We start from the raw sequence: 25456 nt of genomic DNA on the forward strand, positions 1-25456 counted from the left end.
ATCCTCGGGGCGATAAACTTTACTTTTTTCTGATTGGTCCACGGACTTCCCTTACAGAAGCAGGCAGAAAATAAAGAACATCTGATTTCGTTTCTTGTGCTTTACAGCTAAAAATCACGATAGTGAACAATAGGAATATATATTTTTTCATGATAAAAATTTACAATATACTACTATTTATCAGTGTTAATAATTTTACCGTCAAGACTAAATTTAACATGAAAGGTATTTTCTCGTATTGTTATTATTTTAGTTACTGCATCCCCGTTTTCCATTTTTTTTATTATACTTTGTTTATTTTCCGGATAGGAAAAAAACTCATCAGTCTTAAAAACAATAGGATAATATTTACCATTTAATGAAAGTAATCTATTGGTATTATCTAACCAAAATTTATATGCTGCGTTCTGTTTAGTATTTAGATATACTATATAATTACCTGATTGATCATTCCCTAAAGTGAAAAATATTGAGCTATCATCTTTAGAACTTATATTTTTACTCAATTCTTTTTCAACATCTGAAGGAAGAAAATAAATAATCTCTGAATTTAAGTTTTGAGTTTGACAATTGCATAAAAAGACTGTCATTATAATTAATACTATTACATTTCTCATAGATTAAGGCTTTTGTTTATTAATAAATATATTGAGAGCATCCTTTCCGATGTTCTGATTTATTGTAGTTCCTACATTTAAGGTAGAAACTCCGTTGCTTGTTCTCCTATGCATTGCATTTCCTCCTACTTGTCTACCAGTATAAGAATCTATTGAGTAGTTTGTGGTATTAAATCCGCGCGCTACCTCAATATCATCATCAGAAGTTCCTGGAATATTTTTCATAGGTGCTTTAGCTAAATTATGGGTGTGTGCTCCACCTAAAAGAAGCATTGTAGTACTTGTAACTAATCTGATTACGTCCCTAGTTTTTGGATCTACTCTTTCACCGACAAGAAAATCTGCATGCCCATCCGTTCCATCTAATCCCCTAACAGAAGTAACTTCAGCAGTTGGTATATCACCTCTTTTTACTTTGAGTCCTAAATACAATTGCCTCTCTTTTGTTTGATCCTCGATAGTTTCATTATTAGCATTATTTATATCCAAACTTATTTGATTTTCGTTTATTGTTATTATCGAACTACTCGCTTGTAAAGAAGCTGTTGCTTCCGACGAAAGCGACCCTCCTTTTTCAGAAGTAATATTATTCCAATCTGTTCCATAAATGATCCTGGTATTTTTTGTAGCCGCTCCATCGCTTCCTAAATACTTGCCATTAGTATCAATATAATCATCCGGTGGCATCTGGCTGATATAGTTTTTGAAGGCCTGCTGAGCAGATGTTCCAGAAAACTGAGCTTCCCTTCCATCCGGATCTATAAACAGTATTGGATTATTGAAAGCATAGTTGTAAGTACTCCAACGTCTGGAAGTTTCAGCCAGCGGATCCACTACACCCCATCTTCCGACATCCGCCATATACATTCTCGCTCCGTAATCATACATTCCGGTTTCCTGCAGTTCCTTTCCGTTGTACTTATAATTCTTATACGAACTCACCCCAAAAAAAGAATTTCCACTCTTCAGGTGATTCATCCCAAACGGATAATAATCATTCACATCCACCAGTTCCAGATTACCTGAGCTGTCTCTTCCGAAACTGATCCTTACATTTCCCAAGTGATCTTTATACTGATAAATATATTGATTTTTTGCATAATCATAAAATCCTTCTGCCGTCGGGAAAAACTGGAGATTCTGGTTTTTTGTTAGGACCGGGCTACGGTCAGATGAGGAGCTGTCATCAAATGAATAAGCCTGTCTTTCCATGGCTCTTCCGGACTCGGAATTGGCCATCATCATCAATTCCGAGCCTCCGCCTCCTGAAGATGAAGAGCTTACGGTAGAAAGGTATTGAAATCCATCCAGGTAATCCGTCACTTTCCTTGTGGTTGTAGAACCGTTAATCCCAAAAACAGTTGTTGTATTCTCTTTCTGCAGTTTTCCTCCGCCTGCACTATATTTGGTATTAACAATTACCGATTCGCTGCCACTTTTGCTGTAATTGACATTATTGGGAAGGTTCAGGTAATTGTATCTTATTTTATTGATGCCCTTATCCGGCATCTCGGTCATATTCCCATTCACATCATACTTTATCTCCATGCCTCCGCCTTCATAGCCGGTAGCGTTATAAGAATTGTCATTGATCGTGATTAATTTGTTACTTTTATTCTGCGCACCATAAATATATTCAAGATCATCGATTTTCGTCGGGGTGGTGTTGCCGTATTCCAGAACCGAAGTTCTGAAAAGTCTGGTGATATTACCATTCAGGTCATAATCCAGGGATTCGGTGTTTTCTCCTACGCCCGGGTTGTTCGGGGTCTGGTAAAATCCTGCCGTCAGCCTGTTGAGCTTATCATAAGCATAGCCGTACCTTTTCGGAGTCAGAGAAGGATAATTCCCGATATTCTCCACGCTTCTCCAATCCACTTCGGCAATATTCCCGTTGTATTTTGCCGCTACTTCTTTACCCGGGAACTGCAACGAATTGGGATTACTGATGCCTTCCTTTTCGTTGTATTTGATTCTGTAGGAAAAGAGTTTTCCGCCAAGATCAGCAACCGGCATCTGATCCGGGTTGATGCCGGTCATCCAGCCCCGGATGTTGTATGCATAATCAATGCTCTGCAGGTTGTTTCCAACTTTTTTATTGGATAGTTGTGAGAGTTCGTTATAGGTATTTTCAGCCAGAAGCACTTCAGTCTGGTTATCTACTTTGTGATAATGCTGAAGCAGCCTGTTCTGGCCGTCATAGACAAATCGTTCCTGCAGCGTTACCCCAACTTCACCCTGTTTTCTTAAATGATACGTATGGGTTCTTTTGACTGCTCCCGCAAAATCCAGCTCGGTTTCAGTTTTGGTATAGCCGCCCAGGTGGTTAATGGAATGGGTACCGATGGTTCGTCCTCTTTTATCGTACACGATATAGTTTTTCGTCCAGCTGTCATCTTCTATATTTTTCACATAAGAAGCCACCGGTAAGCTTTTTGTGCTTACATCCGAATTCTGCGCATCCTGAGACATCACTTCCTGTCCGAGGATCTGGGAAGGCCGGGCAGGAGCACCCGGAGGATAGCTGTCATAGTAACTGACACTGAGAATGGTCATGCTTCCGGTAGGAAAAGCATTTTTGGTATAATACACATCCATCCCGTTTAACGTAAAAGGAGTTGTGCTTCCTGCTTCATTATTTCCGGCATTCGCAGCCATGCTGTTCACCGAATTCTGCAGGACCGGTCTCGAAGCGGTATTGGAAAAAAAGCCGGTATAGACCACCCTCCCGAACCTGTCGTACTTGGTAAACAGCCAGCCTTTTTTGCCAAAGGCATTGGTTGTGGTGGTCTTCAGAAGGGTATCCTGGGAAAGGATAAGGCGGTCCTGCTTGTCATACACCATGTATTCCCATCCTTTTCCGGGAATTTTCTTCTCTACCGTCCTTCCCCTGCCATCGTATCTGTACTGGTAGCAAAGATCGCCAAGCACGGTGTTGGGATCGGCTTCCTGAGCAGCTTTCGGGGAAATGACAAAAGCGAGCTGGTCGTACTCATTGTACACATAATAAGTATCTGCCTTTTCCGTATCACTGATCATTTTTCTGACCAGGATAAGCTGGCCTTCCCCGTTTTTGAATTCAATGCTCACGTTCCCGTCTTCATCGGTTACGGTATTTTTATACAGCTGTTCTGCTGCGTAATTTATGCTTTGGCTTAAGACAGAGCTCGTAGCACCATCTACCCAGGTGGTAGCGGTGGTGTATTTTTTTACCGCATCCTGCGTGGTATTGGCATCGTAGCCAAACTGTACCGGCTTGGTATCCCAGGCCATGCCTACCTGCTTCTGCTGGAGGATCCTGTCAAGAGGCGAGTTTTCAAGGATTTTCTCCGAAAAAGGCTTTTCATTGGTATATACACCGGTAGGATCGCCTATGGGAAAATACCCGGAAGGCTGCTGGCTGTAGATGGCCCCACTGTTTGTTCCCTGTTGGGGAACAGGCAGATAATCCCTGGTCTGTCTTCCGAACGCGTCATAGATAATGGGCGTTACCACATCTTTCCCTAAAGGAGAGGCTTTTACGTTAACCACCTGCTTGGGCCGTCCCAGCCCGTCAAAATACTGTACGGTCTCTGTCTGTTTTGCCGTAGGGCTGCTTGTGGTCACAGGCTCCAGATACGTCCTGCTCCGGACATAATTTTCTGTAACGGTAAGCTGGGCATGGGTGAATCCTGATAAAAGGATCGTGCCTATGGGAATTATATATTTTTTCATCGGTATTAGTTTTTATAATTGTATGTGAATTCTTGTAGTATTTTACCATTCTCATTATTTTCCCTTATTTCCTTTAACCGGTTGGCCGTATCGTAGATGTAAACTTCACGCAGGCCTGTAGGGGCCGTAACACTTCTCAGCCCGATAAGCGGATCATAAGTATAGGTGGTAATCTGGTAACCGGCCAGGCTTGCGTCTTTCCTGAAAGCATCCAACGCAGCGAGAAAAGCAGATTCGTCGTTTCCGGTAGCCGAAGCATAATCCGTCGCGGAAGCATTGACAATGGAATCAATCAGAGACTGGGAAATATCGGAAAGTTTTGCGCCTTCCACCATGGCGATCGGCTGGGTTTTGCTGTACCCCCAGATAATGGTGGCAGAGCTTCCGTTTTCCTTCGTGTACTGCTGCAGGTTGCCTTTTTCATCGTATTTGTCATAAGTGAGTTCGGTGGCCAGCGTATTGTTTGAGAGATCTAAAGATAAGAATGAACTTGGATGCTTATTTCCCAAATTGTCGTATCTTATTTCTGTTTTCATCTTAATTTTCCCCATATCATCAATATTCTGTTTTTTAACAACCGTAGTCTCCAACGGGATGGCAATTATATTGGCAGAGATCAGCTTCTGATTGTTTTTTTCGTGCGCATACTGGTAACTTATTTCAGTAATCCCGGAATTCTGAGAACGCGTAACCTGCTTTGTAGGATAATCCCTTGTGTTGAAGGTGGTGTCTTCATAGGTTTTTAACATTTTACCGTTAAGATAGGCCGTAGTTTCCGAATGGGTTGGATTGGCCTTTCCTATGATTTCCCGTACCGGCAAAATACGCATCATGCTGCTGACGTTGGTACGGTCGGCGCAAAACAGATTCATACTCTGATTCTTTATACAGCCGGCTTCATACGTTTCATAAGAATTGAAATGACCTCCGTACACATATTCGGAATACGGTGAATTGATATAGTTTATATTTAATCCGGTAAGAATCTTCGAATCATACGTAGTATAATCATTATTCTTCTGATATAAATTCACATTCATATGGTCCTTTTTCTCATCCCGTTTCAATAGCCCCCTTTTATAATCGTAATTATCTACGGGAAGAAAAGGAGGAAGTCCAAAAGAAATATATACCGGATCAGGATTCGGGTTATCGATCGGCGAGGTGTAGGAATATTCGGTTTTTCCTTTACCTGTTTCAAAAACCGTGATGTTCTGGTATCCGATGTCCGAACCCTGGGTTTTCTGCACGGGAAGAAAATTCCCGGATGAATAGATTCTGAATCCATTTTGATAGGGGTATGAACAGTAGGTATTCGATCCTCCCCCGCAACTGGCTACAAAGGCATTGCTGTAGTCATACTCATAGTTCAGCAAAGGCTTTGGAAATACCAGTGCGCCGCTGCTTTTCGCGGGATCGGAAAACCTGCTGTAAGAAAAAGAAACCGCTTTCTTCGCAAGCGCGTCTCCGGGATTGTCGTAATAACGGATATTGTTTATCCTTATTCCACCACCGTAGAGCCACTGCTTCTGAACGGGATTTCTTGTTTTATAGGAATAGTTGATGTTTGCCGTGCCCTGATCGTTGGCGTTGGTCCAGGTAAATTTGAACCTGTAAAAAAATCCGCCTTCCAGATTAATTTCCGTATCCGTAACATTTATACCGTAGGACTGCACCAGCTGCTGATTCAGATTCAATTTTTCCAGGAATAAAAATCCGGTGTTGTTCTCATTATTCAGAATCTGCCCGTTTTCTATGACCAGTATTTTATCCTGGAATGTCTTTCCCAGGCTGTAAACAGCGTCATTGAAAAGGGTACTTTGCAGCGTAACAGGAGTTGTCGTACTGTAGGTCCAGTTTTCAGTATTATCATCAAAATCGGTAATCGCCGATCCTGTATGATCGGATGAGTACGTATTTGCTCCGAAATCGAAAGCCCTTATGCCTCCTGACGGAAGTTTTATGCTTTTAAGGATATTGATGGTGGTGCAGTCCGGTGAAACATATTTTGCCAAAAGGAAATTGGTATTGGGACGCGGGCAATTAAACCAGCCCCAGGAATCTCTCCCCAAAGTTCTGTTCTGTACATTGCCCGTATAATCAAACACATAATCAAACGCTTTATTCAGAGCCGAATCAAATTTTGTGATTTTAGAAAGTGATAATTGTTTATGTGGTAAATCTTCGCCTGCAAGATTATAATTAAAATACCCGTAAGACAGCTCGTACGTGTCCAGTACTTTTCCGGATGGATCGGTAATACTTACCTTGTTTAGCTTTTGTAATTGTTGAGGGGCAACATAATTGGTATCCTCTCTTCCCTGTAAATAGGTAAAACTGATTTTACCCTTTCCCGTTACTTCTATCTCTTTTAAGCTTCGTACCCAGGTATTGGAAGTGGTGATATTATTCTCGGAAGCAGCCGGAATCACATTATCAAAATGTTGTGCGGTCCATAAACTATTTCCATTTTCACTTGTAATTTTATTCCTGCTTATATTTGAAGTGTCCGTATACTGTACCTGGAGCGGAGGATAATAATCCAGCTTCACCAATTCTGTATTGGATGCATTTGTAATTCGACTTAAATGAAACGCCGTATTACTTTCACCCAGATCTTTTAAACTTGTATTATAAGCTCCATAATGCCCTGTCTTATTGGAAATGATGGATCTTTGGGAACGCTCTGTTACATCAAAAATAAAATTATTCCCGTATTCGTCAGTCACTACAAAGGAGATTACCTGCAAAGGTTTATTGGGATCAACAGGACCTATGCTCACTTTTAAATTATTTTTATCCAGCTTTTCGACATATAAATCGTTACCTGAAGATTTTTTAATAATAAAGCGTCCGGTGTAACCCATAAAATTATATTGATAAAGATCGTACTCGGTATCATAACGGTTAAGAAAAAGCGTTTCATACAAAAGCTTTTTGTATTGAGAAGTATGGTATACAGCCCCGGTAGCTGATTCGTCCAGATATTTCCTGGTATAATTTGTTTCACCGGCCGCATAATTATATTCGTCGTAAAGAATGCCTACTTTTTTATCAGTTCCTTCGTAGACGAGATCATCCGCACTGCCTCTTATCGTCCTGGTAATACTCCCTCCTGCAAACAGGCTCCATCCCAATCCTTCTTCTCCGGATTTATCGTCCGGTTTTGCGTTAAGTGGATGGTATTTCAGAGAAACATTCACGGAGATTTTTGCCTCATTGGTAGGAATGGCCGAAATCGGGATTTCAATATCCGGTATGCCCGTGTAATTACTTACCGGGACTTCTTCAAATTTCATCAGGTTATTTGACGTCGGTGCTGCAGGAAACAATTGTTTAATATTGTCCATAGGGCTGCTTACAGAGGTAGAAGCAGGATTGGCGGTCTGTGCAGTAAAACTATTGGCTAATAAAATGCCTGAACAGGCGATTATTTTTTTCATTATGTATGTTTTTATTTTTAATCAGTTTCGCACCCGCCGTTTGCCCTGCCTCCGTTTTCACCGATACCAGGTAAGCCCCCTGAACCAGCGGCTGCGTATTGATTTTGGTTACTTTGTTTTTTGTTCTGATGCTCTGAAGCTGCCTTCCGCCCATATCATACACCGTAATCTCCGCGGAAAAGCCGGCCCCTGAGGCTCTTGAAGAGCCCTCATCAATTCCGATTTCAACATACGCATAATCCGATACCGGATTCGGGTAAATCTTGATATCCTGCTTCTCGATCAATTGGTCGATCTGCTGATCCCCAAGCTTTACGATCTTCCAGTTCTCTTTGCCCAGTTCTTCGGCACTGGTTCCGGCCAGGATGATCGAACCGTCGCGGTTCAGCTTAATATCCGAAAGCCGTTCTTCTCTTTTATTTGATTCTCCTTTCACGTGCTTTCGCCACTGCTCGTTGCCGTTCCGGTCCAGGTACAGCATCCAGAACTTCTCATCATCCGTTTCGATCTTTCCCTCCGCCTGTGTGTAGCCACCCAGCAGGATCCCTTTAGTTGATTTATCATCCGAAGCGTGCAGAACGCTCATGCCCATCAAAACATCCCGGTTCTTGAAATTATAGGATTTCTGCCAGATTTCTTCGCCTCTCGTGTTTACGGAGATGAGCCATAGGTCGGTTCCTTCTTCAATGTCTACCGTTTTATTACCGGATCTCTCTGATCTGGATTCCCCGCCGATCAGATAGCCGGTGGAAGTCATCGCCAGGGTTCTTAAGTGGTCATCGCCGGTTCCGCCGAAATTCTTTTCCCATTCTACTTTGTTATCCTTCGAAAGCTTAACAATATAATAATCGCCATCTCCATAATTCTCGGTCTTTTTTGAGCCTCCTACACTGCTTCTGGAATAAATGCCAAGCAAGGCTCCGCCATCCAGGGTCGGAATCATTTTCTCCACTTCATCGAGTCCTCTTCCGCCTAATACCAACTGGGAGAGTTCTTTTCCGTTCTTGTCCAGTCTTACGACAAGCACGTCTTTAGAACCGTAGCCTTGTAAAGCGCCCTGAGGCTCTCGAAGGGTGGTGTTTCCGGCAACATAAAAACCTAAATCCGTGGTCTGGATCACTGCCCTGGCTTCTTCATCCGCCGAACTGCCGATGGTTTTCTGCCACAGTTCATCTCCAAATTCGTTGATTCTTACCAGCCAAAAATCGCTGCCGCCTTTGGATTCTTCCTTCTTATCCAGGCCTTTACTCGAAAAACTGGTTCCTGCCATTAAAAATCCGCCCTCCTGTGTACCTACCGTTGCCGATAAAAAATCATGATTTTTACCGGAGAAATATTTTTCCCAGACTTCTTCCCCTTGTTGGTTGAGTTTTATTAAGTGAAAATTGTATCCTGCGTTTTGTTTTGGGCTGTCTGCTGAAGATGCGCCGGCCCCTGAGGTTCTCGAAGGAGCGGTCCCTGAAGTTCCCAATATGGCCCCTGAGGTTCTCGAAGGGGTCGAAGGAGTGGTCCCTGAGCCTGTCGAAGGGTGGATGGAACTGCCGGTAATTAAATATTGATTGTCAATAGTGGTGGTGACCTGACTTAGGAAATCCTGTGTTGAGGATTTAATATCCTTCTGCCAGACCACTTCCTGGGCAGATACGCCCAGAGATATGCACAGAAAAAGTGCGCTCATGTAGAGTTTTTTCATGTCCTTAGTAATTGATTATTAATTTTTTTATAATTCCTGCAAAAGTATACTTTTTACCTCACAATCAAAAGATTTATGACACCGATTTAATATCAAAATCATTGTTTGGCAAAGCTATATCAGCAATGCGACAAAACATGACGTATTATTTCTGAAATGAGAAAAAATTAAACCCATGAAGAGTTTTTAAATCTTTTACCACACAAATATATTAAAAAATAACAATTTACTATTGTTTTTACAAACAAATAACAATAATTAATTGTTTCAGGTGATTGATTATTTTTATTTTCTCCCCATAATCTTTCGGATGTTCTTCGGTAATCCTTCGGAAAAAACCTCCTTTTTCCGAAGAAAACCCGAAGGTGATCCGAAGAACGCCCGAAGAAAAGTATAATAATACCGGGCAAAACCGGTCAGAAGCAGTGATAATCAATTCCTGGTTTTGCAGTGAAGATCATGGCACATACTAAGAATATGAATTTGTTAAAAATAGCGCCATTAAAATTAGCCCTGCTGCGTATTACTACTAATGCTCAGATGACTATTAACCGCAGAGAACAGCTGAATACATTTGGAAGGGCACCACAGAATTATAAGGGCAAACCGCCGGAATATTTTTCAAAGGACTTAAAATCAGAAATAAATCCGTCAGTTTATCTGAAAAAAGTAAAGAGGGGGCAAATCAGATCCTGTTAAGATTTGATGACCGGGGAAAATAGAATAAATTAAGAAGCCAGGGTCTGATGCCCGCAAGAATCAACATTTGGTTTTCTGCCGATAAGGAACCATATGTATTTAAAGGTTTAAATGCATATGGTTCCTTACAGACAGGCGATGTTCATTAGTGTAAAAACTCCTGATCGAGAAAATATTCAGCAATTCTGATCAGGTTATCTCTAAATAGTTCCAAAAGAACCGCTCCTTTTTGACGGGACCGGAAAGTAATTATTTTATTTGACCCGGGAACCGCTGTCGCAGAATGCTTGCGGATTATGTATTTTACTATCCAGTGTCTTTCAGGCCACCTTTATTTTAAAAAGATAATGGGATACTTTGTAGTTCACGACTTCCCCGGATAAACGGCTGACATATAACCTTTTCTCATAAAGCCCCAGGAAGTAACGGGAAAGCGTATACATCAACTGGTTCTGCTTCGGGCATTCCGGCAGCCTGACATTATAAAACGCTTCGATTTCAGCTTTGATATATTCTGAAAAATGGTCTTTGGAGGTGAGCATGGTCATTATTTTTTACAATCGGTTAGGTCTGGAAATGAAATTAAGTTATAATGTGGGACCGAATTTCTTTATTAATTCCTCCCACTTTTTTATTACAGCAAATGTACATTAATAAATGCAGAAAAAACTTAAATTAAAATTAAAATATTTTACAGCCTTCTTTTTTTACATTCTGTAATTCAACCATTTAAATCACCCAACATTGATCTAAATCGACTGCTTTCACATTCAAATGATGAAGATCGCCAGGAACCGGAAAGTGATCCTTTCCGTCGGATGCGCTTCGGTAATCCTTCGGTAATCCTTCGGAAAATACCCCCTTTTTCCGAAGCCGATCCGAAGCCGATCCGAAGCCGATCCGAAGAAGACCCGAAGAAAACCCCTACCCTACCTGCCAAAATCGGTCATTACCTGCATATTTTAAATTTAAAATACTGATATACAATTAATTAACTATATAATCCCATAAAATAGATAGTCAGGGTTAATACAGCATATCCATGGTGCGATGCCTGGGATCAGCCCATCAATATCGTTTAAAATATGACCACCGGTAACTGCGATCAGCTGACCATTTTTGTAAATACCGTAATAACTCCCGGGGTCAGCGGTTTTATTTCTGAAGTAGCCCGACTGAACCAAATTGTGAAATCCGGCATCAGATAAGCCCTGGCATTTCCCCCATGTTTTTTTTCTTTTTGGTTAAAAATAACCATTGCCTTATCTGCCCGATTGCAGTAAATTTGCTTCAGACATCAAGCGATTGGTCTTCAGAATTTTTTATATGCTTTAAAAAGCGGTATTATACAACAGCCCCTAATCGGAAGAATTTTTCTTTTCAGACCAATATTCAATATCTAAGGACTCTTTAATTTATGTTCTATAAACTCCAACAATATCAATCAGTTCAATGGATCATCATCCACATCAGATATCTCATTGCTTTGGCCTTTGTGCCTTCCGGATTTACAAAACTGATTGGCGAACGATTTACCCAGCTGCCAAAATCCGAAGCGGTAGGACAGTTTTTTGAAGCGATGTACCAATCCGGCATGTATTACCATTTTTTGGGGTTGGCCCAGATCATTACAGCTATATTGCTGATGACTCAGCGATTTGCCCTGATAGGTACGTTTTTATTTTTAGCAATTACCAGCAATATCTGGGTGATCACCATTTCCCTCCCTTTCAAAGGAACCTGGATCATCACGAGCCTGATGATGTTTGCAGGTTTTATTTTACTATATTGGGATAAGCACAGAATAGCAGCATTGTATTCTGACCGTGATGTACCAAATAAACAATATGCCCCCAAAGCATCAAAACTATGGATCAATGCCGGCATCATCTATATCATAAGCCTTCTGGCCCTCTGCTATGCAGGCCCAAAAACAGATGCGGTCTCAAAAGGCATTGCCATCCTGACCTATTTCATTTTGGGAACGACCTTCCTCTATAGCAATTTTGTCTTCTGGAAAAATCAAATACTATCACTAAATGTACGGTAGATGAATCCCCTGTCTGCATTTAATAATAAAATCTATAAATTATTCTTTATGAAATTTCTCTTTTTTCGCCTTGCCGTAATGTTCTCCATCGCCTGTTCCGTCCAGAGTAAAGCCTGCTCCGCTTTCTTACTGACCGGAAAAGATCATAATGTCGTTGGTTTCAATGAAAACTGGAAAACAATGCCGGGAATGATCGTGATCAACAAACGCGACGTTCTGAAAAGGAACATCAGCTGGCAGCATCTGACCACTGATCAGCTGCGGCCCGACAAACAGTGGACCTCAAAATTCGGTTCCGTTACCTTTAATCTTTTAGGATATGATTTTCCCTGCTACGGGGTCAATGAAAAAGGCCTTTTTTTAGTTGAATTATATCTGGAAGAAACCACTAAGGTGTATAACCCAAAACAGCCCAACCTGTTCTGGGCACAATGGATCCAGTATCAGCTGGATAATTACAAATCGGTAAAAGAAGTGGTGGATCATCTGAATGACGGACCAAACATAGACTGGTGGCCCAATGCGGCCGGAAGTCATTTTTTCCTGACCGATGCAAAAGGAAACTCTGCAACGATAGCCTTATTAAACGGTAAATATACCGTCCTTACCAATAAGGAAATGCCAATGCCTTTGCTGTGCAACAGCCAGTACCCTAAAGATCTGGCCGCTGCTAAAAAGTTTGATTTTCTTGGCGGAGATGAAAAGTTTGATCCGGATCAGAACAAAAAGTGGGAAGACCGCTATAACCGTGCCTATTACTTACTGAAGAATTATAGGTATGACAAAAAACCTGTGGATTATGCCTGGACTGTTTTAAATTCTATCCACCCCGGTGAATGGCAGACCGTTATTGATACAAAAAAAATGAATCTGTACTTCAGATCCGACCTTAAAAAAGAGGTAAAGACCATCGACCTCAGCAAGCTGGATTTTTCTAAAAATGCGGCCGTAAAATACCTGGATATTCACACCGATGCAAAAGGGACCGTTAACGGTTACTTTCAAAACCTGACTGTAGCAAAAAATAACCAGTATGTGGAGAAAGGATTTCCTATCGGGTATGACAATAAAGAATTTGGAACTTCCTCTACTTTTGAGAAGCTGAAAAAAAATATAGTGAAATTCTTTGAAAACATCCTGCCTGAATCTTAACAGTAATAATTTTCAATACGTGCGCTTCCTGCTCTAAGAGTATCCTGAATATCATGAAACCGCCTTTTTTAAAATTGATACGGGCATAGGAAGAAGCATCAGCCCCTATAAAAATAATAAGATCTGTTGAAATAATTTATGTATGGCATACTAATTGCGTATTATATATTACCAATCACATGACTTAATACGAAAATAAAATCCCCGGCTTTTTAGTTGAGGATTTTATTTTAGGCGTCGGGCGAGCTGTATTTCCTGGCCTGGTCACAGACCAGATGGGTAAAATAGGATTTCTCCCCGGTTTTTGCTTCCGTAAAGATTTCCGCTTCGAACCGGATCTTCAGTTCCCAGCTGTCCCATTTCCTTACGCCTTCCCGGTAAGGATTGAAGGTGCACTTTACTTCAAAATGCTGCTTTTTCGGGTCTCCCCGGAATTCCACAATAATGCTTTTGGCATCCGCCTGTACCTCTTCCCTGATGATCGCTATGAGTTTCATTGCCTATTTTTTCCAAAGCTATCTCTTTTATGCGACAAAAGGCGTCGTATTTTAACCGGTTTTCCGGATGGCTGCTTTAAAATATCTTTTAATCGGATGACAGAGCCGGAAGCAGGTTGTTTTCTTAAGTTTTATTTCTTCCCAAGACCAATTGCAGCCGACTTCCGGAATCTTACATCTGCAGCTTGATTTTAATAAATAAAAGCCGTATTTCTTAAGATTATTCATTCCAGGGAACTGAACCGGTGTAAGCGGTATTTTTTTTGAAGAAATTATTAAAATGTGCGGTTTTTATGCAGCCCAATGAATAAGCAGTTTAGCCATCTACTGTTTGGAACTTATCCCTTAAAAACCCGAGCTGCCTGATATCCCGATAAATCTCCGATTAAAGTTTGTTATATCCTTTTTGGCTTATCTTTTGCCGGAAACTATGGATAAAACAGGCAGGTGAATCCGGAGAATCCGGATACCCTCCTGTTAATAAGCAGTTTATATATGTTTAACCTTAAAATTATCAGTTATGGGAATAAAGCCAGGACCAAAGAAAAAAGCAGACTCCACCGGTGAAACGGATAAACGCCAGAGGGATAACAAGGAAACACCTAAAAATGATCCCTCTCTTAAGCCTCATAAGCATAAAAAAGGAGATTAAGACTGCATGCAATCTGATTAACTTAACAAAGTCCGGAGTGCATAAACAGGAATGCTTGATACGCTAACCCAGGCAGAAGACCAACGCTTATCGCTTTAAAACAATACCTCTCCATATTGATTGGGAGGTATTGTTTTATGGAGGCCTCGGCAGGAGCATAACATGATCAGAATTTCAGTGAACTGCCTTACATAACGGGGATGATTTTAAGTTCTTGAATGATTCCGGGATCCGTTTGTATCCAATGCCCGGTATAATCTTTAAGCATTCTTCCAGCTGTTGATTTGAAGTGAAAAAGACACCATCACTCGAATTCCCTGTGCATGTTTTAAAATATTAAGCAGTTCGATCGATTGACAGCATTATATTTGCTTTTACCACCTTACAGGCGAAAATTTTAATACGTTTTGCTAAAAAACAATATTCAAATCAACATGATTATTAAATTGTTATGATGATAAAGAGAATTTTAACAGGGATTTTCCTTTATGCCATAGGCATTGTTGTGATCATTTTATTTGTGCCGTCAGATACTGCAGGGTTTATCATAAGCATCGTTGCGACAGGATTACTGCTGACTGTTTTTATTATGCATGAAGTTTATAAAAAATATTTCACAGAGATTATATCCCCATCATCCGCAGCGCTTCAATATACAGATCATCCGGTAAGCGGTTTACATAAAATTTCACAGAAACCCTTTTTATTCGGTCTGGAAAAAAAAATAATTTCCGGTGATGAGCTGTATTTTGACACGGCTTCACTTTATGCAGTTAATAAAACACGTAAAGCTGCAGTATTTGGCCTGCACGAAATTACAGAGCTTAAGAGGACCTCAATCCGAATTAATAATAATCGGATCTGGCAGATAAAAATTATGCATGAAAACCAGGAAACCATTATTAAATTTGCCCATAATTTTTCCCTTTCGAACCGGAACTTTTTAAATTTTTATACCCTGTTAAAGGAAATTAACCCAGGCGCCGTACAGTCAGAGTGGAATCTTTGGAAAATGTAGGATGTATCTTCAGAGCAGGTTATTTAATTCTGTAACAGCTGCTTCTATTTCTTTTTCGGAGAGCAGGCCATATCCCAAGCGCAACCCATTTACTGAATCATTAAAGCTATAAAAATCGGGGGTGGTAATTTTGATACCTTTACCAATAAGTGTGTCGGATATTTCCGGCCGGTCTGCACTTTTTCTAGGTACGATCCAGAAAGCAAGGCCACCATCCGGAACCGTATAGCCAACCTTATCTTTAATATGTTTCCGTAATAAATTTTCCGTAAGATCTCTCTTCGCTTTATAATGCTGGATAGCTTTTCTAATATGCTTTTTTATAGTGCCGTCTTTAATGAGCTGCAGAATAGCCTACTCCATTATATTATCGCCCTGCACATCAATAATCTGTCGCAAATTCCCGATTTTCCGAATCAGGCCCCTGTCACTGCATGCCGGATATCCTATACGCAGGGCCGGGGCGACCACTTTACTCATCGTACCGATATAGACATAATTTTTAAGGGCGGTAAAACTGGATAATGGCAGTACAGGCAGTAACCGAAATGAAATTCATTATCATAATCATCTTCAATAACGGTAAAACCGTATTATACTGTTTTAACATGACGGTGATCCGGCAAGCCGTAACCCGTACCGGAGTATAAGTTTACTTATATCATAACAATAAAGCCATTAATAATTAAAATCAAAAAAAAATGACAAAATCAGTTTTTTATCATACCGACTGCCCGGTTTGTGTGAGTGCCGAACAGGATATCATTAATCTTACAGGTAGTGATCAAGTGGAAATCGTACATTTAAGTGAAACGCCTGAGCGGGTTTAGGAAGCCGAGAAAGCAAGCGTACAATCGGTTCCTGCCCTGGTAACAACAAACGGAAATGTGCTTCATATTAATTTCGGCGCTGTCCCCGCCGACCTGAAAGCATAAGCTCTTTTACCCAACCATCAGGATTTGCCTGGTTGGTATTATCTCATGATAAGCCTGACAAGTTCAGAAATACTTCAGACAGTCAGCATTTAACTTAAACGTTTATTCTGATAAAATCATATTTGATCAAAATATGGTATTGATTTCGTAATTTTTGTGGTATATGATTGATAATTTGGTATTAATATTGTACAAAAATACATACCAAACCAAATTTAAAATATTATGAAAAAAGTATTTACTTTCATCGGACTTGTTTCGGCAGTTGCATTTTCTAATGCTCAGATTGTGATTAATGAAATTTATACGGGAGGCGGAATTTTAGGAGCAACGCTGACCAATGATTTCATAGAACTGAAGAATATCGGGACTTCCACATCTACCCTTAGTGGCGCAACCATACAGTATGGACCGGTTTCCGGGCCGTTCACCCAATATCATACCCTGCCCAATATTACTTTGGCTCCCGGGCAGACCTATTTAATTCAGGAAGGCTCTGATGGCGGCGGGATTATCAATCTGGTCAATCCCAATCTTGTTGTGAATGTAGTGTTTAATTTTAACGGGACCGCTCCTACAGTAGGCTTAGGTCTGGGACTTGCACTTACTTCGGGGAAAGTTGCTCTGGCAAGCAATACCACACAGGTTACCGGACCAACTGCATCAAATGTAGTAGACTTTGTAGGATATGGCCTGGCTAATCAATATGAAGGGTCAGGAGCAGCTCCTTCTCCAAGCATATTAAATTCAATTACAAGAGTTTCAGGGGATACCAACAGTAATAATGTAGATTTTACCGTTACCCTTCCCACCCCACAGGCCGGAGTTTTAGCCGTAAGCGATATATCATCCAGTCCCGCTTCCGGCAACTTCATAAAAAATACGCTTGTCAAAAATAATGAAATCAGTTTCCGTGCTGAGGTGAAAGAGGTGAAAGTTTATACCCTTTCAGGACAGCTTATAAAGACCGGTTCCGGAATTAATAATGATAAACTTAATATAGCCGAACTGCAAAAAGGAAATTATATCGTTACAGGAGTTATCGATAATAAAGTTGTTTCCCAAAAGATTTTAAAAGATTAATTTTATTCAACAACCAACGTAAAAACCAGCTGCCAGATGGCAGCTGGTTTTTTTTAGCCGACAACGGTCCTCCTCATAATCTGAATAATCCTGGACACTTGATTCTCGAAGTATCAGTTCCTCAAATTTAGCTGAAGCATTCGGTCTGTAAAAATGATAGGTTTTCATTGAATCCGCTTAAGTGATATATATGGCTTCCAGCGGATCCGCCTTTTTCAAACACAGATATACCATTCTGCCGCACAGTATTCTTCAATCACAGGGGTTTTAGCTGATATTTTTAAAAAAAAGATCTATTTATTTCTTTACAAATAAAATCCAGGCATACATATTGACTTATTTTTAATTATATTTGTAAGTAATGCTTGATTTTGAATGACAGCATTTTAACACCTTAATTTTACCAGTCATGAATAAACAAATACTTATTGCTGCCTCGTTTCTGGGGGCAGTTGCTTTAGGAACCCACCAGGTTTCAGCACAAAATTCCGGACAGGCCAGTACTTCCGTTAACATTGTTTTAGCAGATGTGATTGCAATGGATGCAGGAACTGCCGCTTCAGGAGGCACAGTAGATTTTAATTATGTGAATACAACCGACTATAATTCTTCAAAAAACGTAACGGTACCGAATAGTTTAGTCATTATTTCCTCCAAAAATTTCGATGTAAAAGTAAAATCTGAGGGGGCCAACTTTGTAAGCGGCGCCAACGTAATTCCGGTAGATATATTACAGGTAAAAGCAGTACCGGGCGGAAGTTTAACAGGAACCCTGAATGAGGTCACCTTATCTCCAACCGATCAGGTCCTGGTAAGTAACGCAAGTTCAGGGGCAAAACAGTCTTTAAATATTGCCTATTCTATTCCGGCAGAAAAAGCATCGAAGGTACTTCTGGGAAAGCCTAAGGGAACCTATACACAGACCGTAACGTATACTGCTACTGCATTGTAATTAAACACAGCAATTATATATAAGCCCTCAACATTTAAAAATGTTGAGGGCTTTTTCGTTGAAGCCAAATGAATCATCCTGTAGTTATTTTACTACACGAACTTCCATGTTCCACTACAAAGAAAATTTTACCGCCGCCGTAGATTTGTAATGTCAAAAGACGACAATTAATCAAGAATAAAAAAATAAATAATACGATCATGACAAAACAAATCGCCATCGCAGCCTTAACCATCGGAGCCTTCATCTTAGGAACCAACAATGCCAAGGCTCAGAATACGACTGCCACCACAACGGTAAATATTACCCTGAACGATGTCATCTCGATCGATGCGGGAAGTACGGCCATCGGGAACACGGTTGACTTCAACTATGCTACGGCAGCAGATTACAACTCTGATCAGACGGTTACCAAAGCCAACTCCCTGAAAGTGACTTCAACGAAGAACTTTAATGTTAAAGTAAAAGCAGGAGGTGCGAATTTCATAAATGGAACCAACGTAATCCCTGTCAATGTTCTGACCATCAAAGCTGCTACCGCTTCCGGAACCATGGGCGGAACAAAAAGCGCTGTCGTTTTATCGGCAACGGATCAGACTTTAGTATCAAACGCTCCCCTTGGAAGCGCCTTAACCCTGAACCTGGACTACACGATTCCTGCAGCGAAATCATCTTCTTCCGACATCTTAGGGAAACCGGCCGGAACCTACACGCAGACCGTAACGTATACTGCCACTGCATTATAGTAAGAACACAACAATTATATATGCCTTCAACATGTAACATGTTGGGGGCTTTTCTGTTGAAGCCAAATGAATCATCCTGTAGTTATTTTACTACACGAACTTCCATGTTCCACTACAAAGAAAATTTTACCGCCGCCGTAGATTTGTAATGTTAAAAGAGGACAACTAAATAAGAATAAAAAATAAATAATACGATCATGACAAAACAAATCGCCATCGCAGTCTTAACTATCGGAGCCTTCATCTTAGGAACCAACAATGCCAAGGCTCAGAATACAACTGCCACCACAACGGTAAACATTACCTTAAATGATGTCATCTCCATCGATGCGGGAAGTACGGCCATCGGGAACACGGTTGACTTCAACTATGCTACGGCAGCAGATTATAACTCTGATCAGACGGTTACCAAAGCCAACTCCCTGAAAGTGACTTCAACAAAGAATTTTAATGTTAAGGTAAAAGCAGGGGGTGCCAATTTCATGAACGGCGTTAATCTGATCCCTGTCAATGTGTTGACCATCAAAGCCGCTACCGCTTCCGGAACCATGGGCGGAACAAAAAGCGCTGTCGTTTTATCGGCAACGGACCAGACTTTAGTATCAAACGCTCCGCTTGGAAGCGCATTGACCCTGAACCTGGACTACACGATTCCCGCAGCGAAATCATCGTCTTCCGACATCTTAGGGAAACCGGCAGGAACCTACACGCAGACCGTAACGTATACCGCAACTGCTTTGTAATAAATTTTTTTGGTTTGTAAAGGTTTCTTTGTTACGTTTTCAGTAGTTTTGGGAATCTTTATTTTTAAATAATTTACACCATGCGCAAGTTTATTTATCTTTTGATTTTCTTTATCCTCACGGGATCTTCTTCAATCCTGGCACAAAGTATCTCGATGTCGCCTACCCGCCTGTTTTTCACCGGTAATCCGGGAGAGAAAGTGACAAAGACCGTCACGCTTCAGAACAGCTCGGATAAGGATTATGTTTTTAACCTCAACTATAAAGATTGGGCCAGAGAAGAAGACGGAAATAAGGTTTATCTTGATCCGGGCAGTTCAAAAACTTCCAATGCTTCCTGGATCTCCACCCTGGAAAATACGGTAACAGTTCCTGCGAAAAGCACAAAAGAGGTTGTAGTAACCATGCAGATTCCGGCCAACGCATCAAAGTCTGCCGTTACCAACAGCATGTTGTTTTTCACCCAGCTTCCTCAGCAGGCAGATAAGGCACGTATTCAGAACGGTATTGGTATTATCACCTTATTTGAGGTAGGGCTTCACCTCTTTTACACGCCACCGGGAAACCATGTAAAAAGTCTGGATATTACCAATATTTCAGAAGTGAGCAATAACAGTGCAGCGAACAGGAAAGTCGCAGTAAGCATCCATAATGACGGAAATACCATCAATGATGCCACCGTTGCGTTTGAACTAACCGATACAGACAGTGGTAAGGAAATAAAATTACCCGCCATTTCCATCTCCATGCTTCCCGATACCAATCAGACCGTTCAATTTTCTTTGCCGGAGAACATTTCAGGGAACTTCCTTGGCGTGGCGATTATCAAAATGGCAGAATCCAATGATTTACGCGTAGGCGAAAAAAACTTTAAATTTTAAAAAATTAAGTCTTGAAACCACAGAATGGAATATCGTTATCAGTCCTAAGAAGAACAATCTTAACTTTTGCATTTGTTCTTCTGCACTTTTCGTTGTCTTTCGCGCAGGAAAAGAAGGATATCCAGATCCATTTTGAAAATGACCGTATAGCTGTTGAGAAAGGTTCCACTTTTACTAATTTCCTGGTCATTGAGAATAAAAGTTCCGAAGAGGTTGCCATTCAGAGTATCATCCCTAAGGAATTATATCCGGGATTGCTTTTCTATCCCAAAAATGACTTTACGCTGGGTGCGGGCCAATCTAAAAACCTTCCTGTGAAACTGATCGCCAACCTGGATTTTATGAAACTGAGATCCAGTGAGATCCAATTCCAGGTTTCGTACACCACCCCAACGGTTACCAGAACTGAAAGTGCTTCATTCTTCGTTGACAAAGGCGAAAATAAAAACATCGCCATTTATACGGAGACGTTCGAAAATTTCATTAATCCGGCTTTGCCCGAGTCCTCAATTCTGCTAATTGTAGAAAACCAGGGCTATAGTAAACGAACCGTTAAGATTGATCTGCAATCCATTCCCGATGGTCTGGAAATGATGCCGAGACAACCAACCGTATCCCTGGAAGGCTTGGAAAAACAAACGGTTGAGATCAAAATTGCGGTCAGAAAACAGAATATGCTTTACCCGGAATTCAACATCAATGCGATTGCCACCGACTTGGCTGATAATAAAATTGTGGGAAGCAACACGCTCTACTTGGTCATTTTATCGCACAACAGACAAATTGCCCGGGGAACCGAAGCCGTGGGTGGAAATAATTTTGCGGAAATCAGCTATAATGAAAACAGTTCAGGTTTCAATTATCTTCAATTGAGGGGAAACACAGCGTTTCGGGTGACCGACAATTTGAAATCGCGTTTCAATATGGGTGCGGATTACTATCTTGACGGCCGTTATAACCTGTATGATACCTGGCTGGAAGTGCAGAGAAAAAATACGGTGTTACGGGTAGGAAATGTTAACAGTAACGATTACGATTACCCGGTTTTCGGAAGAGGCGGGAAAATCTCTACCCAGTTTGGTAAAAATAATCAGATCGAAATTCTGGCACTGGAAAACAATTATAACCTGTACGGTACTTATTTCCGACAGACGGAGGGATCTACCATGGCCGGAGCAAAATATAGTTTTGGGAATGCTAAATCTTTCAATGGGAAAGTGTCCTATCTATTCGATCATGACCCGCGTTTCAACGTAGAAACCCAGGTGACAAACGCAACAACATCACTTTTAATTAACGATAAACACACCATCCGCGCAGAGATGGGCCTGAGTCACGAAAAAGGCCTTTTGAACAGAGATGAAAACGAGGGGGCTTTAATGGGCGCGAATTACGAGGGAAAAGTAGGAAAATGGGATATACAGTCTATTAATTCCTTTGCCACCAAAAGTTATGCAGGGATCAAAAGGGGATCTTTTATCTCAAATCAGCGGATCGGCCGGCAATTCTCTGATTCTCAGCGCGCCTTTATACAGTATCAGAATTCGCAGATAGACCCCGAGTTCCTGAGTTTCCAGAGTACGCCCATCCAGCCCGGGAATACCGCTAATCTGCGTTATTATTTCAACAGTACAGAGGCTTTGGGATCAGGTTACCAGTTTTCTTTAAAAAAGTGGAACTTCCTGTTAGCTCCAAAGGTTGAAAGGCAAAAAACAGCGAATTTTTATACATCGCATGAACTTTTTTCTTACCGGCTGGAGACCAACATCAGCGGTACCTTCGGTGCTCACGGGTTGAATCTGCTGGCGGAATATTCTTATTCAAAAGCGGATAACAGCGACGATTGGTTCAACAGTCTGAAAACAACGTTGTCTTACAGGTACAAATCCTTCTCCCTGAACGGAACCGCCCAATGGAATGCAACGAATGTCTTTGATTTAACTTCATATTACGATACAGACCGTAATTTTGCCAATTACAATGTATACGCCTCGTATAATTTCCAACTGATGAACAATAATCTGACCGGATCTTTTTCAGCCGGAACTTCCTATTCGGAACTTTATAAAAACTTAAACAGCAATGTGAGCGGTAACCTGGAATATAAGATTTCGCCTTCTTTGTCCACCACAGGCTATTTTAATTTTTCCGGTTATAAATCGATGGCTGATTATGCAGGCAGCGGCAGCTATTACCAGTTCAGAGTGGGAATTAAAAAATATTTTACCACCGCTACTACCCTTGGAAATCACAAAGTGACCTTCCAGCTATTTGAAGATAAAAATTTCAACGGGCTTTTGGAGGCCGGGGAACCGGTACTTGCCAATGAAATAGTGAAACTGGACAATTACGTAGCGATGACGGATAAAAACGGAAAAGTGGTTTTTCAGAATGTGCCTGAAGGCATTTACACCCTCAAGGTAAACGAAAGTGCGGGTGCCCGGCTGATGATGGATCCTGCCATTATGGTGAACAACAACATCAACCGCAAAGTAGGCCTGGTAAAAAACATCAGGGTAAGCGGGAAATTAAGCGAGATCAAACAAGCCTACGACGATGTGGAAACGGATGTAACCGGAATTGTGGTGTATGCAAAAAGCGAAGACGGTAAGATCTATACTGCCGTCGTTAACCAGAAAAACGAGTTCGAGTTTTTCCTGAAAGACGGAAAATACGATCTCTATATTGAAAATGACAAATACAGTTATATACAACCCATCCAAACCATTCAGGTGACAAAAGACGGTTATTCAGGAACCGTGGTTTTTGAATATAAGAAAAAAGACACCACCATTAAGGTGAAAAAGTTTTAAATTTAGAAAATATGAAAAAGAGAAGGGCTTTTTTAACAGGAATTTTTACCGTATTCTGCGGCGCTGCAGTCATGAAAGCTCAGGATGTATACCTGTCGGTTCCTGAAAATAATATTTTTAACAGGATTGAATTTACCTCGGTTCCGACAAGGGTAATGACGAACGCCAACAGAACAAACTGGGATTATACTTTTTTCGGATTAGCACCGGTGGCTCCTACATTTACTTCCGTATCCGGGCCCAATTTTACCCAGCCCTCTTCCTCATCTACTTTACCCAGCTCCACGCTTCTGTGGCAGTTGGAGAGTATGGGCGGGCAACCGCCTGCTACCGGATATTCGGGTTCTATACCGGGTTTTCAGTCGTTCAACACAAGTGCTGTAAGATGGTTTGAGCCCTCCGGGTCCATTTTTTTCGCAGGAGGATTCAACCGGGGAAATATCAATTTCATATTTAAAATACCGGCTGCCCAGTTTACGGCCAATGCTTACCGGGCCGGGAATTACTCTATGGACATCACTCAAAATTATAATGATTTTGTGCCACGTAATTTTAAAACGATTTTAGTCATTCCTTCATCCATCAGATGGATCACCACTTCTTTAACAAAATACATAGAAATATCTTCTCTGAATGACTACCGAATTACAGGCACCCGGGTGTTGAGTTTGGATAATGCGGAAATCGCGAATACGGTGGATTTTAATTTATGGGCGAAAGCTGCTGCCAATATTCAGTTTACTTCTTCAAAAGGGGTTCCGGGAACCAGAAATATAACCACCGTTAAATTAGGCAGTAATGGATCTGCCCTTACGACCAAAGCCTTATCTGTCGACTTCCAGAATTTTTCCGCTGCTAATTTCAGTGTTGCAGCAGGAAACAGAAACAACTTCAGTCCGGAGCTTTATGTGTCTGCGGAAGATTTTAAAAACCTTTTCTTTGAAGCCGGAACGTATACGTTTGAATTGAACTTCAATGCCAGAAGTACAGATAACTCAATTAACAATTTGCAAAATACGGCTGTTCAGTTAAAGGTGCTTCCTCTGTCGGAGATCACCATCCCCAGTTCCGGACGGAATGTGAACTTCAATTTTAATACAGCTTCCCAGTACAATGAGGGTCAGTCACAAATGATCCCAAACCAAATTGTATTGTCCAATAATGAAAGTTTTGAGCTCTATGTAAAATCGGACGAAAATTATTTCAAGAAAGGCGGCCTGCAGACCGACATCAATTCCAACATATTACAAATCGGCGTGGATGGAGGTTCTGCAAATGTTCCCTTATCCAAGACCCCTCAGAAAATACTTTTCAACGGAACACCGGTTTTGGACCGGGGACTGAACATAAGATACACCATACCCCCTGCAGGTGCCCAAAGTTTGGTCGGGAAGGAAAATACCACTTACTCCGTCAATGTTTATTATAGCTTTACGGCGATTTAGAGCGTGTTTAAATTCTAAATACATTTTTAACATTAAGGTCGATTTCTTATTTTTTTTTCGTTTAATAGGACTGAATTTGGCTACGCCGAATCCGGAGATTTTTACTATTAGAATAAACTTCGTTTATTTGGATAAAGCATATTAAGTCTGTAAAAAATCATTAGATAAAATTTGAACAGGCTCTACATGTATTTTTAACATTAAGGTAATTTCTTATTCACTTAATCTAACGTGCATCCGATAGCATTCAGCTTATTTTCAATATTTTAGATTTACTAAAGGACTCATCCGGCCATAAAAGGGAGCTATCAGCCCCGGGCAAC

General features: G+C 41.0%; 16 protein-coding genes and 1 pseudogene. 11 read left to right on the forward strand and 6 right to left on the reverse strand.

The features are described 5' to 3' along the window. Positions 1–173: 173 nt before the first annotated feature. The 5 genes from FY557_RS08835 to FY557_RS08855 form a co-directional block, all read right to left on the reverse strand. Complete coding sequence (locus FY557_RS08835; protein ID WP_149246892.1) at positions 174–617, reverse strand: hypothetical protein; 444 nt, start codon at positions 615–617, stop codon at positions 174–176. Positions 618–620: 3 nt separating this feature from the next. Then, the gene (locus tag FY557_RS08840; RefSeq protein ID WP_149246893.1) at positions 621–4331 is read right to left on the reverse strand and encodes a DUF6443 domain-containing protein; all 3711 of its coding nucleotides are present in this window, start codon (positions 4329–4331) and stop codon (positions 621–623) included. 5 nt (positions 4332–4336) lie between these two features. Continuing rightward, complete coding sequence (locus tag FY557_RS08845; protein ID WP_149246894.1) at positions 4337–7774, reverse strand: hypothetical protein; 3438 nt, start codon at positions 7772–7774, stop codon at positions 4337–4339. Further along, positions 7731–9467 (reverse strand): T9SS type A sorting domain-containing protein, encoded by a 1737-nt coding sequence (locus FY557_RS08850; RefSeq protein WP_149246895.1) that lies wholly within the window; start codon positions 9465–9467, stop codon positions 7731–7733. The genes FY557_RS08845 and FY557_RS08850 overlap by 44 nt, the downstream gene beginning before the upstream one ends. Positions 9468–10486: 1019 nt before the next feature. Beyond that, entirely contained in the window at positions 10487–10714 is a 228-nt protein-coding gene (locus FY557_RS08855) for a hypothetical protein (RefSeq protein WP_149246896.1), read from the reverse strand. Between the two features lie 869 nt (positions 10715–11583). Here FY557_RS08855 and FY557_RS08860 point away from each other — a divergent pair. Continuing rightward, positions 11584–12216, forward strand: coding sequence for a DoxX family protein (locus FY557_RS08860; RefSeq protein WP_185151694.1), 633 nt, complete (start codon positions 11584–11586; stop codon positions 12214–12216). Positions 12217–12264: 48 nt separating this feature from the next. Then, the gene (locus FY557_RS08865; RefSeq protein ID WP_185151695.1) at positions 12265–13368 is read left to right on the forward strand and encodes a linear amide C-N hydrolase; all 1104 of its coding nucleotides are present in this window, start codon (positions 12265–12267) and stop codon (positions 13366–13368) included. 230 nt (positions 13369–13598) lie between these two features. Here FY557_RS08865 and FY557_RS08870 read toward each other — a convergent pair whose 3' ends face one another. Further along, positions 13599–13865 (reverse strand): hypothetical protein, encoded by a 267-nt coding sequence (locus FY557_RS08870; RefSeq protein ID WP_149246898.1) that lies wholly within the window; start codon positions 13863–13865, stop codon positions 13599–13601. 520 nt (positions 13866–14385) lie between these two features. Here FY557_RS08870 and FY557_RS20475 point away from each other — a divergent pair. The 9 genes and pseudogenes from FY557_RS20475 to FY557_RS08915 all read left to right on the forward strand — a co-directional run bounded on the left by FY557_RS20475 (position 14386) and on the right by FY557_RS08915 (position 25133). Further along, a complete protein-coding gene (locus tag FY557_RS20475; protein ID WP_262713534.1) occupies positions 14386–14517 on the forward strand; it encodes a hypothetical protein in 132 nt (43 codons plus the stop codon). Between the two features lie 1719 nt (positions 14518–16236). Beyond that, positions 16237–16470 (forward strand): annotated as a pseudogene (locus tag FY557_RS08880) (thioredoxin family protein). Positions 16471–16695: 225 nt separating this feature from the next. Further along, positions 16696–17553, forward strand: a complete 858-nt coding sequence (locus FY557_RS08885; RefSeq protein ID WP_149246899.1) for a lamin tail domain-containing protein — start codon at positions 16696–16698, stop codon at positions 17551–17553. A 409-nt stretch (positions 17554–17962) separates the two neighbouring features. Continuing rightward, positions 17963–18505 carry a peptidoglycan-binding protein LysM gene (locus tag FY557_RS08890; RefSeq protein WP_149246900.1) on the forward strand — a complete coding sequence of 181 codons (543 nt, stop codon included), beginning with the start codon at positions 17963–17965 and terminating at the stop codon, positions 18503–18505. Positions 18506–18705: 200 nt separating this feature from the next. Then, a complete protein-coding gene (locus FY557_RS08895) occupies positions 18706–19251 on the forward strand; it encodes a peptidoglycan-binding protein LysM (protein WP_149246901.1) in 546 nt (181 codons plus the stop codon). Between the two features lie 197 nt (positions 19252–19448). Next, positions 19449–19994 (forward strand): peptidoglycan-binding protein LysM, encoded by a 546-nt coding sequence (locus FY557_RS08900; protein WP_149246902.1) that lies wholly within the window; start codon positions 19449–19451, stop codon positions 19992–19994. Positions 19995–20074: 80 nt separating this feature from the next. Next, positions 20075–20875 carry an Fn3-like domain-containing protein gene (locus FY557_RS08905; protein ID WP_228451744.1) on the forward strand — a complete coding sequence of 267 codons (801 nt, stop codon included), beginning with the start codon at positions 20075–20077 and terminating at the stop codon, positions 20873–20875. An 11-nt stretch (positions 20876–20886) separates the two neighbouring features. Further along, entirely contained in the window at positions 20887–23688 is a 2802-nt protein-coding gene (locus tag FY557_RS08910) for a hypothetical protein (protein WP_228451745.1), read from the forward strand. A gap of 11 nt (positions 23689–23699) precedes the next feature. Beyond that, positions 23700–25133, forward strand: a complete 1434-nt coding sequence (locus FY557_RS08915) for a hypothetical protein (RefSeq protein ID WP_149246903.1) — start codon at positions 23700–23702, stop codon at positions 25131–25133. Positions 25134–25456 lie beyond the last annotated feature (323 nt).

Source organism: Chryseobacterium sp. SN22 (assembly GCF_008329705.1).
GTDB lineage: Bacteria > Bacteroidota > Bacteroidia > Flavobacteriales > Weeksellaceae > Chryseobacterium.